Origin of the sequence: Streptomyces sp. NPDC088812 (assembly GCF_044750285.1) — a bacterium.
Classification (GTDB): Bacteria; Actinomycetota; Actinomycetes; order Streptomycetales; family Streptomycetaceae; genus Streptomyces.
Window position 1 is genome coordinate 82508 of the sequence record NZ_JBIVJP010000022.1, and the last position, 12702, is coordinate 95209.

Annotated in this window: 7 protein-coding genes; 4 read left to right on the plus strand and 3 right to left on the minus strand. The window is 72.4% G+C overall.

The genetic code is table 11. From position 1 onward, the window contains the following. Both ACIP67_RS32555 and ACIP67_RS32560 read right to left on the minus strand, forming a co-directional pair. Positions 1-1413, minus strand: a complete 1413-nt coding sequence (locus ACIP67_RS32555) for an ADP-ribosylglycohydrolase family protein (protein ID WP_401696699.1) — start codon at positions 1411-1413, stop codon at positions 1-3. 863 nt (positions 1414-2276) lie between these two features. Beyond that, complete coding sequence (locus ACIP67_RS32560) at positions 2277-3365, minus strand: ADP-ribosylglycohydrolase family protein (protein ID WP_401696581.1); 1089 nt, start codon at positions 3363-3365, stop codon at positions 2277-2279. 269 nt (positions 3366-3634) lie between these two features. Between ACIP67_RS32560 and ACIP67_RS32565 the strand changes: the two genes are divergently transcribed. The 4 genes from ACIP67_RS32565 (at position 3635) to ACIP67_RS32580 (ending at position 11677) form a co-directional block, all read left to right on the plus strand. Beyond that, positions 3635-4366, plus strand: a complete 732-nt coding sequence (locus ACIP67_RS32565; RefSeq protein ID WP_401696584.1) for a VIT1/CCC1 transporter family protein — start codon at positions 3635-3637, stop codon at positions 4364-4366. Between the two features lie 379 nt (positions 4367-4745). Next, positions 4746-9347: a glutamate synthase large subunit gene (gltB, locus tag ACIP67_RS32570; RefSeq protein ID WP_401696585.1), complete on the plus strand. Its 4602-nt coding sequence runs from the start codon at positions 4746-4748 to the stop codon at positions 9345-9347. Beyond that, the gene (locus ACIP67_RS32575; RefSeq protein ID WP_401696586.1) at positions 9340-10803 is read left to right on the plus strand and encodes a glutamate synthase subunit beta; all 1464 of its coding nucleotides are present in this window, start codon (positions 9340-9342) and stop codon (positions 10801-10803) included. The genes gltB and ACIP67_RS32575 overlap by 8 nt, the downstream gene beginning before the upstream one ends. A gap of 145 nt (positions 10804-10948) precedes the next feature. After that, entirely contained in the window at positions 10949-11677 is a 729-nt protein-coding gene (locus ACIP67_RS32580) for a vWA domain-containing protein (RefSeq protein ID WP_401696587.1), read from the plus strand. A 67-nt stretch (positions 11678-11744) separates the two neighbouring features. Here the strand turns inward: ACIP67_RS32580 and ACIP67_RS32585 are convergent, their stop codons facing one another. Then, positions 11745-12650: a hypothetical protein gene (locus ACIP67_RS32585; RefSeq protein WP_401696588.1), complete on the minus strand. Its 906-nt coding sequence runs from the start codon at positions 12648-12650 to the stop codon at positions 11745-11747. Between the last annotated feature and the right edge of the window lie 52 nt (positions 12651-12702).

The following is a 12702-nucleotide window of genomic DNA, read 5'->3' on the forward strand; positions in this document are numbered from 1 at the left end:
TCATCCTCCGGGTGGAGCCGGTTGCGCGGCTTCCAGGAGCCCGGCGAGTTCCACCAGGTCGGTGCCGGTCAGGCGGGGCAGGGCACAGCCGGAGAGGGTGCGGCAGGCGTCGCGCCAGCCGGCCGGGATCGCCTCGCCGCCGCCCAGCGCGCCGGTCAGGGCGCCCGCGAGGGCGGGGGCGGAGTCCGCCACCCGGGACAGACACGCCGCCGCCGGTACGGCCTCGGCGATACGGCCGCCCGAGGCCAGGGCGAGGGCGAGGGCCACCGGCACGGTCTCGGCGGCGGCGATGCCGTAGCTGTAGACGTGGTCGACGATCTGGTGTTCCAGGAGGGGGACCAGCGCGAAGGCGCTCTCGGCGGTGTGGGCGAGCGCCACGGCGTGCCGGGCGTTGCGGCCGATCTCCGTCGCCTCGGGGAGCTCGGCGAGCGCCGCCGCCACACAGGTGGCGGCGTCCGCGCCGGCCAGGGCCAGCGAGAGGGCCGCCGCCATCGCCCGCGCGCCGTGCACGCCGTCGCCGTCCTGGGTGTAGCGGGCGTCGAACTCGGCGAGTTCCGCGGCGCGTCGGGGGTCGCCCGGGTGGGCCACGGCGAGCACGCAGGCGCGGACGCAGGCCGCGTCGTCGAAGTAGTGCGGGTTGTCGTGGCCGGTGGCGGGCGGGCGCAGACCGGTGGCGAGGTTGCCGAGACCGGCCCGCACGGAGATGCGGGCGCGCAGGGGGAGGACGGCCGACTCGACCTCGGGCGCGCGGTCGGCCGCCGCGGCGACCTCGCCGGCGATCGCGTTCCAGGTGAGGTCGATGGCGGCGCGGGTACGGCGTTCGCGGCTCAGGTCGCCGAGGACGCTGTCGTCGCCGGCGCGCAGCAGGGCCTCCGCCGCGAAGGCCGCCCACTCCGCGTCGTCGGAGGGGCCGAGGCGGAGGGGTTCGGGGGGCTGGTTGAGGGCGATGGGGACGGGGAGGGTGGTGGTCGCGTTCTGTTCGGCGAAGGTGTCCAGTTCGCGGGTGAGGCGGCGGGTCCAGTCCGGCATGCGGGCGGCCCGGTGGCGGGCGGCGGGCCATCCGGCGGCGTCGCCGGCGGCGAGGCCGAGCAGGAGGCCCTCGGTACGGGATGCCTGCCGGCGGCGTGGGCGGTCGGGGGCGGCCTCGGCTCCGCCGTCGGCCGGACGGTGTCTCCCACCCGCACCGCCCGTGCGGCTCTCGTCGCCGGGTGCGGGTGGCCCCGGTGGGGGCTCCTCGCCGCCGGCGGCCGCGGGTCCGCCCGGCTGCGCCGTGGCCGGCGGTGCCGTGATCGTGATCGTCGGGCCGTCCGGCTTCGCGGTGACCGTGAGACCGTCCGGCTTCGCCGACGGGGGAGGGGCCGTCGGGGGCGGGTCCGCCGGGCCTGCCGGGTCGCCGGGTCCGGTCGGGGTCAGGTTCGTCGGCGGGTCGCCGGGTCCGGTGGGGGCGGGGCCCGTCGAGACTGTCGGACCTGCCGGATCTGCCGGATCTGCCGGATCTGCCGGACCTGCCGGATCTGCCGGGCCTGCCGGGCCTGCCGGATCTGCCGGGCCTGCCGGATCTGCCGGGCCTGCCGGGCCTGCCGGATCTGCCGGGCCTGCCGGGCCTGCCGGGCCTGCCGGGCCTGCCGGATCTGCCGGGCCTGCCGGGCCTGCCGGGCCTGCCGGATCTGCCGGGCCTGCCGGGCCTGCCGGGCCTGCCGTGCCGGTCAGGCCCGGCGTGGCGCTCGCGTTCTCCGGGGCTGTAGCGGCCGTGGGGGCGAGTAAGGCCGTGGTGGCTGTCGGGTCCGCGGGGGGCGTAAGGGCTGTCGGGTCCGCGGGGGTCGTCATGGTCGTCGGGTGGAGCAGGGCTGTGGTGGTCGTCGGGTCCGCCGCGGTCGTAAGGGCTGTCGGGTCTGCCGGGGCCGTAAAGGTCGTCGGGTCCGCGGGGGTCGTCATGGTCGTCGGGTGGAGTAGGGCTGTGGTGGTCGTCGGGTCCGCCGCGGTCGTAAGGGCTGTCGGGTCCGCCGGGGTCGTAAGGGCCGTCGGGTCCGCGGGGGCCGTAGTGGTCGTCGGGTCGAGCAGGGCCGTGGTGGTCGTCGGGTCCGCCGCGGTCGTAAAGGCCGTCGGGTCCCCGGGGGTCGTCATGGTCGTCGGGTCGAGCAGGGCCGTGGTGGCCGTCCGCTCCGCCGGGGCCGTCATGGTCGTCGGGTCCGTGTCCGTCGTGGGGGGTGGTTCCGTGGTGATCAGGGCGTCGGTCGCGCCCGCCGTCATGCCCTCCTCCCACGGGCCCGGTGGCCTCATGAGCGCACCTCCGCCGGGTGGCCCGCGGGGGTGGTGGCCCGGACCGGGGTCTCTCCGGGCGCGCGGCCGCTCGTCCCCCAGCGTCCGGCCTCCACCGGCGTCAGGAGTTCCGCCACGTCCAGGACGTGGTGTCCGGCCATGGAGGGCAGGCAGCTGCCGCGTGCCGGGCCGATGGCGGCCGCCCAGTCGGCCGGGACGGCCGGTTCGCCCCGGGTCGCACCGGCCAGGGCGCCGGCCACCGCCGCCGTGGTGTCGGCGTCGCGGCCCATGTTCACGGCCGTGAGGACGGCCTGGGTGAAGTCGCCGTCGGCCGACGCGTACGCGCCGAAGGCGAGGGCCACGGCCTCGGGGGCCAGGTCGGTCCACGGGTAGCCGCCGATGACGACCGCCGAGCGGACGGCGCGTTCCCCGCGGTGGGCCACGGCGACCGCGCGGCGCAGGGAGCGGGCCGTCCAGGAGTCGTCGGGGACGACGGCGAGCGCGGCGGCCACGACCGCGACCGTCGGTGCGCCCGCCATCGCCGCGGCCACGCCCGCCGCGACGGCCTGGCCGCCGTAGATGCCCTCGCCGTCGTGGCTGACCGAGCCGTCGATCGCGACCAGGCGGGCCGCTTCGGCGGGCCGGCCCGCGGCGAAGACGCCGAAGGGGGCCGCGCGCATGGCGAGGCCGTCGCTCCAGGCGTGCCGGTGCTGGGCGGAGATGGGGGCGGCCAGTCCCCGGCGGAGGTTCTCCAGCGTGCCGCGTTCGCTGAAGCCCGCGCCGCGGAAGGGGCCCTCGTCGCGGTCGGCGATCCACTCGTGCCAGGCCGCCTCCACATGGGCGGGGGTGAGCGCCGAGCCGTGGCGGGCCAGCAGCAGCCCGGAGAAGATCGCGTACTCGGTGTCGTCCGTACCGGCCGGCTTGTCCTCGACGTACCCGGTGATGCGGCCCCAGCGGGCGCGGATCTCGGACGGCTTCAGGTTCTCGGCCGGCGCTCCGAGGGCGTCTCCGACGGCGAGGCCGAGCAGTGCGCCGCGGGCCCGTTCGCGGAGTTCGGCGGCGTCCCCCGGCGCCGGGATCGTGGGGATGCGGGCGGTCGATGCCATACGGGGCCTTCCCTCAGGGGGTTCCGCACGGGCGCGGAGCCCTTTGCGGATGTGTCCCACCGTCGGCGGTTGACCTGAGCCTGTGAGGCCCCATGTCACCCGGTCGACATATGTGCATGACCTTGATCGGATGAGCGCTTCCCGGCAAAACCGCAGGTTAGCCCAGCCTTTCCTTCCTGGCGGCAGGGAAATGGCGGGCGTACTCTGGGCGTTGTAAAAAAGTGGATTCAGTCCAAACTTAGCCTTACCTTAGCTTCTGGGGGACGAGCATGGCCGTCATCGACACCGAGGCCTCACTGCACGAGGCGCACCGCGACAACCACACGCACCGGGACGTGAACGGCGGCTGGCTGCGCCCCGCCGTCTTCGGCGCCATGGACGGGCTGGTCTCCAACCTCGCCCTGATGACCGGTGTCGCGGGCGGGTCGGCCGGTCAGCAGACCATCGTGCTGAGCGGACTCGCCGGTCTCGCCGCCGGTGCCTTCTCCATGGCCGCCGGCGAGTACACCTCCGTCGCCTCCCAGCGTGAGCTGGTCGAGGCCGAGCTCGACGTCGAACGGCGCGAGCTGAGGAAGCACCCCAAGGACGAGGAGGCCGAGCTGGCCGCGCTCTACGAGGCGCGGGGCGTCGAGCCGCACCTCGCCCGGCAGGTCGCCCACCAGCTGTCGCGCGATCCCGAGCAGGCGCTGGAGATCCACGCCCGCGAGGAGCTGGGCATCGACCCCGGCGACCTGCCCTCGCCGCTGGTCGCCGCCGTGTCCAGCTTCGGCTCCTTCGCACTGGGCGCCCTGCTGCCCGTCCTGCCGTACCTGCTGGGGGCCACGGCCCTGTGGCCCGCCGTACTGCTCGCGCTGCTGGGGCTCTTCCTGTGCGGTGCCGTGGTGGCCAGGGTGACCGCGCGGACCTGGTGGTACAGCGGACTGCGGCAGCTCGTCCTGGGAGGCGCGGCGGCCGGTGTGACGTACGCCCTGGGCAGCTGGTTCGGAACGGCCGTAGGATAGGTGGACCGGTACTTATGCGATGGGCCGCATAAATACCCGTTACTCCCGGGTTTCGGCCGCTAGACCACCGGGCATGAGCCGTAAGCGCTGTGGGCAATGACGCCTGTGGCGCACTCGCGGGGTGAACGACCGTGCTCACTCCGCCACCCCGGGCCGACGGACACCGATCTGACCGATCTCGTCCGGTTCGGACCCCCCATTTCAAGCCGCCTTGCGCGGCACCCGTCGCGACCCCGCGGCGTCCGCATGATGGGACGGAATATCCGGTTCCCGAGAACCGTTCCATCATGTAACCTGCACGAAATTTTGCAGCCACGCAGAGGGCCAACGTCGTCCCTCGGCACTATGCATATGCCACTTGACGACGACGGGAGAGCCGATGCGTACGCCGCGCCAGCCGTCCCAGCACTCCACGAATGGCCAGAACTGGTCCTTCATGGATGCTCGCCCTGCTGCGCAGGGTATGTACGACCCCCGCAACGAGCACGACGCGTGCGGCGTGGGCTTCGTGGCCACCCTCACCGGCGAGGCGAGCCACACGCTGGTGGAGCAGGCGCTCACGGTACTGCGCAACCTCGAGCACCGCGGTGCCACCGGCTCCGAGCCCGACTCCGGCGACGGCGCGGGCATCCTCACCCAGGTCCCCGATGCCTTCTTCCGCGAGGTGGCCGGATTCGAGCTGCCCGAGGCCGGTGCCTACGCCGTCGGCATCGCCTTCCTTCCCGAGGACGGCACGGACGCAGCCGTCTCGCAGATCGAGACGATCGCCGCCGAAGAGGGCCTGACCGTCCTCGGCTGGCGCGAGGTCCCGGTCGCCCCCGAGCTCCTCGGCGCCACCGCGCGCTCGACGATGCCCGCCTTCCGCGAGATCTTCGTCGCCGACGGTTCCAGCAAGGACATCGCCCTCGACCGCAAGGCGTTCGTGCTGCGCAAGCGCGCCGAACGCGAGGCCGGCGTCTACTTCCCGTCGCTGTCCGCGCGGACCATCGTCCACAAGGGCATGCTGACCACCGGCCAGCTGGAGCCGTTCTTCCCCGACCTGTCCGACCGCCGCTTCGCCTCGGCCGTCGCCCTGGTCCACTCGCGCTTCTCCACGAACACCTTCCCGTCGTGGCCGCTCGCACACCCGTACCGCTTCGTCGCGCACAACGGTGAGATCAACACCGTCAAGGGCAACCGCAACTGGATGCGCGCCCGCGAGTCCCAGCTCGTCTCCGAGCTGTTCGCCTCGGACGAGAAGACCATCGAGCGCATCTTCCCGGTGTGTACGCCGGACGCCTCCGACTCGGCGTCCTTCGACGAGGTGCTCGAGCTGCTCCACCTCGGTGGCCGCTCGCTGCCGCACTCCGTGCTGATGATGATCCCGGAGGCGTGGGAGAACCACGACTCCATGGACGCGGCCCGGCGCGCCTTCTACCAGTTCCACTCCACGATGATGGAGCCCTGGGACGGCCCCGCCTGCGTCACCTTCACCGACGGCACCCAGGTCGGCGCCGTCCTCGACCGCAACGGTCTGCGCCCCGGCCGCTACTGGGTCACCGACGACGGCCTCGTCGTCCTCGGCTCCGAGGTCGGCGTCCTCGACATCGACCCCGCCAAGGTCGTCCGCAAGGGCCGCCTCCAGCCCGGCAAGATGTTCCTCGTCGACACCGCCGAGCACCGCATCATCGAGGACGACGAGATCAAGGCGCAGCTCGCCGCCGAGGCGCCCTACGCCGAGTGGCTCGAGGCCGGCGAGATCGAGCTGGGCGACCTGCCCGAGCGCGAGCACATCGTCCACACCCACGCCTCGGTCACCCGCCGCCAGCAGACCTTCGGCTACACCGAGGAAGAGCTCCGCATCCTCCTCGCGCCGATGGCCAAGGCCGCCGCCGAGCCGATCGGCTCGATGGGCACCGACTCGCCGATCGCCGCACTCTCCGCGCGCCCCCGGCTGCTCTTCGACTACTTCACCCAGCTGTTCGCGCAGGTCACCAACCCGCCGCTGGACGCCATCCGCGAGGAACTGGTCACCTCCCTGCGCTCCTCGCTGGGCCCGCAGGGCAACCTGCTGGAGCCGAGCGCGGCCTCCTGCCGTTCCGTCGTGCTGCCCTTCCCGGTCATCGACAACGACGAGCTGGCCAAGCTCATCCACATCAACGCCGACGGCGACATGCCCGGCTTCAAGGCCGCGACCCTCTCCGGCCTGTACCGCGTGCACGGCGGCGGCGACGCCCTCGCCGCACGCATCGAGGAGATCTGCGCCGAGGCCGACGCCGCCATCGACAACGGCGCCCGCCTGATCGTCCTGTCGGACCGCCACTCCGACGCCGAGCACGCGCCGATCCCGTCGCTGCTGCTCACCGCGGCCGTCCACCACCACCTCATCCGCACCAAGCAGCGCACCCAGGTGGGCCTGCTGGTCGAGGCCGGCGACGTCCGCGAGGTCCACCACGTCGCCCTGCTCATCGGCTTCGGCGCCGCCGCCGTCAACCCGTACCTGGCGATGGAGTCCGTCGAGGACCTGCTGCGCGCCGGCACCTTCCTCAACGGCCTGGAGCCCGAGCAGGCGATCCGCAACCTGATCTACGCCCTCGGCAAGGGCGTCCTGAAGGTCATGTCCAAGATGGGCATCTCGACCGTCGCCTCCTACCGCGGCGCCCAGGTCTTCGAGGCCGTCGGCCTCGACGACGCCTTCGTCGAGAAGTACTTCAACGGCACCGCCACCAAGATCGGCGGCGTCGGCATCGACGTCGTCGCCCAGGAGGTCGCCGCCCGCCACGCCAAGGCGTACCCGGCGTCCGGCATCGCGCCGGCCCACCGCGCCCTGGAGATCGGCGGCGAGTACCAGTGGCGCCGCGAGGGCGAGCCGCACCTGTTCGACCCCGAGACGGTCTTCCGCCTCCAGCACGCCACGCGCTCCGGCCGCTACGACATCTTCAAGAAGTACACCGACCGGGTGAACGAGCAGTCCGAGCGCCTGATGACGCTGCGCGGTCTGTTCGGCTTCAAGGCCGGGGACCGGCAGCCGATCTCCGTCGACGAGGTCGAGCCGGTCAGCGAGATCGTCAAGCGCTTCTCCACCGGCGCCATGTCGTACGGCTCCATCTCCAAGGAGGCGCACGAGACCCTCGCCATCGCCATGAACCAGCTGGGCGGCAAGTCCAACACCGGTGAGGGCGGCGAGGACCCGGAGCGCCTGTACGACCCGGCGCGCCGGTCCAGCATCAAGCAGGTCGCCTCCGGCCGCTTCGGCGTCACCTCCGAGTACCTGGTCAACGCGGACGACATCCAGATCAAGATGGCCCAGGGCGCCAAGCCCGGCGAGGGCGGCCAGCTGCCCGGCCACAAGGTCTACCCGTGGGTCGCCAAGACCCGGCACTCGACCCCGGGCGTCGGTCTCATCTCCCCGCCGCCGCACCACGACATCTACTCCATCGAGGACCTCGCCCAGCTGATCCACGACCTGAAGAACGCCAACCCCACGGCGCGCATTCACGTCAAGCTGGTCTCCGAGGTCGGCGTCGGCACGGTCGCCGCCGGTGTGTCCAAGGCCCACGCGGACGTCGTGCTCATCTCCGGCCACGACGGCGGCACCGGTGCCTCGCCTCTGACGAGCCTGAAGCACGCGGGCGGCCCCTGGGAGCTCGGCCTCGCCGAGACCCAGCAGACCCTGCTGCTCAACGGCCTGCGCGACCGCATCGTCGTCCAGACCGACGGCCAGCTGAAGACCGGCCGCGACGTCGTCATCGCCGCGCTGCTCGGCGCCGAGGAGTTCGGTTTCGCGACCGCCCCCCTCGTCGTCTCCGGCTGCGTCATGATGCGCGTCTGCCACCTGGACACCTGCCCGGTCGGCATCGCCACCCAGAACCCGACGCTGCGCGACCGGTTCTCCGGCAAGGCCGAGTACGTGGTGAACTTCTTCCAGTTCATCGCGCAGGAGGTCCGCGAGCTCCTCGCCGAGCTGGGCTTCCGCTCGATCGAGGAGGCCGTCGGCCACGCCGAGTTCCTGGACGTCGAGCGCGCCGTCGACCACTGGAAGGCCCAGGGCCTGAACCTGGAGCCGCTCTTCCACGTCCCGGCACTGCCCGAGGGCGCGGTGCGCCACCAGATCGTCGCGCAGGACCACGGCCTGGAGAAGGCGCTCGACAACGAGCTGATCAAGCTCGCCGCCGACGCGCTGGCCGCCGACTCGGCGACCGACGCCCAGCCGGTGCGCGCCCAGGTCTCCATCCGCAACATCAACCGCACGGTCGGCACCATGCTCGGCCACGAGGTGACGAAGAAGTTCGGTGGCGCGGGCCTGCCCGAGGACACCATCGACATCACCTTCACCGGCTCCGCCGGCCAGTCCTTCGGCGCCTTCCTCCCGCGCGGTGTCACGCTGCGCCTGGAGGGCGACGCCAACGACTACGTCGGCAAGGGCCTCTCCGGCGGCCGGGTGATCGTCCGTCCCGACCGGGGCGCCGACCACCTCGCCGAGTACTCCACCATCGCGGGCAACACCATCGCCTACGGCGCGACCGGCGGCGAGCTGTTCCTGCGCGGCCGCACCGGTGAGCGGTTCTGCGTCCGCAACTCCGGCGCGACCGTCGTCTCCGAGGGCGTGGGCGACCACGGCTGCGAGTACATGACCGGCGGTCACGCGGTGGTCCTCGGCGAGACGGGCCGCAACTTCGCGGCCGGCATGTCCGGCGGCGTCGCCTACGTGATCGACCTCAACCGCGACAACGTCAACGTCGGCAACCTCGACGCGGTCGAGGCCCTCGACGACACGGACAGGCAGTGGCTGCACGACGTGGTGCGCCGCCACGCCGAGGAGACCGGTTCGACGGTCGCGGAGAAGCTCCTCGTGGACTGGGACGCGTCCGCGGAGCGCTTCAGCAAGATCATCCCCAGCACGTACAAGGCAGTGCTCGCCGCCAAGGACGCCGCCGAGCGAGCCGGTCTCTCCGAGACCGAGATCACCGAGAAGATGATGGAGGCGGCGACCAATGGCTGATCCCAAGGGCTTTCTCAACCACGGCCGCGAGGTCGCCAGGTCCCGTCCGGTCGACGTGCGTCTGAAGGACTGGAACGAGGTCTACGTCCCCGGCTCGCTGCTGCCGATCATCAGCAAGCAGGCCAGCCGGTGCATGGACTGCGGCATCCCCTTCTGCCACAACGGCTGTCCGCTGGGGAACCTGATCCCCGAGTGGAACGACTACGCCTACCGCGAGGACTGGGGCGCCGCCTCCGAGCGCCTGCACGCCACCAACAACTTCCCGGAGTTCACCGGGCGGCTGTGCCCGGCGCCCTGCGAGTCGGCGTGTGTGCTCGGCATCAACCAGCCGCCGGTCACCATCAAGAACGTCGAGGTCTCGATCATCGACAAGGCGTGGGAGACCGGGGACGTCGCCCCGCAGATCCCCGAGCGCCTGTCCGGCAAGACCGTCGCGGTCATCGGCTCGGGCCCGGCGGGACTCGCCGCCGCCCAGCAGCTGACCCGGGCCGGCCACACCGTCGCCGTCTACGAGCGCGCGGACCGCATCGGAGGCCTCCTCCGCTACGGCATCCCCGAGTTCAAGATGGAGAAGCGGCACATCAACCGCCGCATCGAGCAGATGCGCGCGGAGGGCACCCGCTTCCGCACCGGCGTCGAGGTCGGCCGCGACGTCAAGGCGACCGACCTGAAGAAGCGCTACGACGCCGTCGTCATCGCCGCCGGCGCCACCACCGCCCGCGACCTGCCGGTCCCCGGCCGTGAGCTCAAGGGCGTCTACCAGGCGATGGAGTACCTGCCGCTCGCCAACAAGGTCCAGGAGGGCGACTTCGTCGCCCCGCCGATCTCGGCCGAGGGCAAGCACGTCGTGGTCATCGGCGGCGGCGACACCGGCGCGGACTGCGTGGGCACCGCCCACCGCCAGGGCGCGGCCTCCGTCACCCAGCTGGAGATCATGCCCCGTCCGAACGACGAGCGGCACCCGACCAACCAGCCGTGGCCGACCTTCCCCATGCTGTACAAGGTCACCTCGGCCCACGAGGAGGGCGGCGAGCGGGTCTACTCCGTCTCCACCACCCACTTCGAGGGCGACGAGGACGGCAACGTCCAGTGGCTGCACCTCACCGAGGTCGAGTTCGTCGACGGCAAGCTGACCCAGAAGCCGGGCACGGAGCGCAAGATCCCCGCCCAGCTGGTCACCCTCGCCATGGGCTTCACCGGCACCGACCGGGAGAACGGCCTGGTCGAGCAGTTCGGCCTGGACCTCGACGAGCGCGGCAACATCGCCCGCGACGCCGACTTCCAGACCAACGTGCCGGGCGTCTTCGTCGCCGGTGACGCCGGCCGCGGCCAGTCGCTCATCGTGTGGGCGATCGCGGAGGGCCGCTCGGCCGCCCGCGGCTGCGACCGCTTCCTGACCGGCGCCAGCGAACTGCCGGCCCCGATCCGCCCGACGGACCGCGCCCTGATGGTCTGACGGCCCCGGCGGCCGCCCCACCCGGCGGCCGCCCCCCTCACGTCCCGTACAACGGCGTACGGAACACAGACGGCGCCTGCCCACAGTCCCCGACCGGACGACTGGGCGGGCGCCGTCGCACGTCCGGGTGTGGCAAGGTGACGCCATGGTCGCGATCAGTCTCAGCAAGGTCCAGGAGACGGCGCCCGCGCTGGTCAGCCTGTACAAGAGCGCCGGGGTGTCCCTCACGAAGCACGGCCTGGACGGGGTGCGTGCCGCCGTCTACCTGGTCGTCGACTATTCGGGGTCGATGAAGCCGTACTACCGGGACGGCAGTGTGCAGGCGCTCGCCGACCGGGTGCTGGGGCTGTCGGCGCACCTCGACGACGACGGGCGGGTGCCCGTGGTGTTCTTCTCCACCGACGTGGACGCCGTCACCGACATCGCGCTCGCCGACCACCGGGGGAGCATCGAACGGATCGTCGCCGGGCTCGGACACATGGGCAAGACCAGCTACCACCTGGCGATGGACGCCGTCATCGACCACTACCTCGACAGCGGCTCCCGGGAACCCGCCCTGGTCGTCTTCCAGACCGACGGCGGTCCGATCAACAAGCTCGCCGCCGAACGCTACCTGTGCAAGGCGGCCGAACTGCCGCTGTTCTGGCAGTTCATCGGCTTCGGCGACCCGGGAAGCAGGCAGTTCGACTTCCTGCGCAAGCTCGACGAGCTGGCCGTACCGGCCCGGAGGGCCGTCGACAACGCCGGGTTCTTCCACGCCGGTGCCGACCCGGGCCAGGTCTCCGACGCGGACCTCTACGACCGGCTGGTGGGGGAGTTCCCGAAGTGGCTGGTGGCCGCACGGGCCCTGGGGATCGTCCGGCCGGGCGGGTGAGCCGGCCGGAGCGTCGCCGACGGATCCCCGTGGACGCCGCATGCCGCGGGGACGCGTCACAGGCGCCCTAGGTGTCGCACTCCAGCACCGTCCGGCACAGCCCGCACCGCGCCCGCACCCGCCCCCGCACCGGCACCCTGATCCGCTGATGGCAGGTCGGGCACGCGAACGTCACCCGCAGCGGCCCCGGCCCGTCCGGCCCGAACGCGTACGGGGCGTCCCCGGCCGGCCCGGCGTCCCCGACGGGCCGTCCGTCCTGCGCATGACGCCGGTCCCGGGCGTAACGCCGCCGGCCGGCCCATCCCGCCGCCGTCAGCGGTGGCTGCCGCTCGTCGAGCAGGGCCCGCTCCCGCCCCCGCGCGTACGCCGTGTACGCCTGCGGACTGGTGAACCACACCGACGGGTCCTCACCGAACAGCACCGCCCGCTTGGCCAGCACGTACCCGAACTCCTCCGGGGTCAGATAGCCCAGCTTCTGCGAGGAGTCCGCGTCCTCCCGGTAGGCGTCGAGCAGCAGCCACCCCGCACCCAGATAGGTCGTGGCCGTGTCCGTCAGGATCTCGTTGTCGCGTGTCCCCGGGAACGACAGGCCCAGCCGGTGCAGGAACACGTGCGTGATCTCGTGCGCCAACGCGGCACCGATGTCCCGCCGGTGCCCGCGGAACCGGTCGTTGAGCTCCACGAAGTACTCCGGCCCCGCCGCCAGTTCGACGTTCGCCGCGAACTCCATCTCCCGGAAGCCGACGACCATCCGGGCGTCCGGCAACCGGAAGTGCCGCACCAGTTCGTGCGCCACCCGCTGCGCCCCGAGATGGAGGTCGTCGGTGTCGCAGAACGCCACATCGGCCGGCGCCACACTCGTATCGAACAGCTGGACGGTGTCGTAGGACAGCCGCTTGTACAGCGCCGTGATGGCGCCCCGCACCGTCTCCAGATGCGGATACCCGTGCTCGACCGTTCCACCGTTGCCCACGTCCGCACCCCCAAGACGCCGTGAACCCGCTCTCCACTGTACGAGGGCCGGG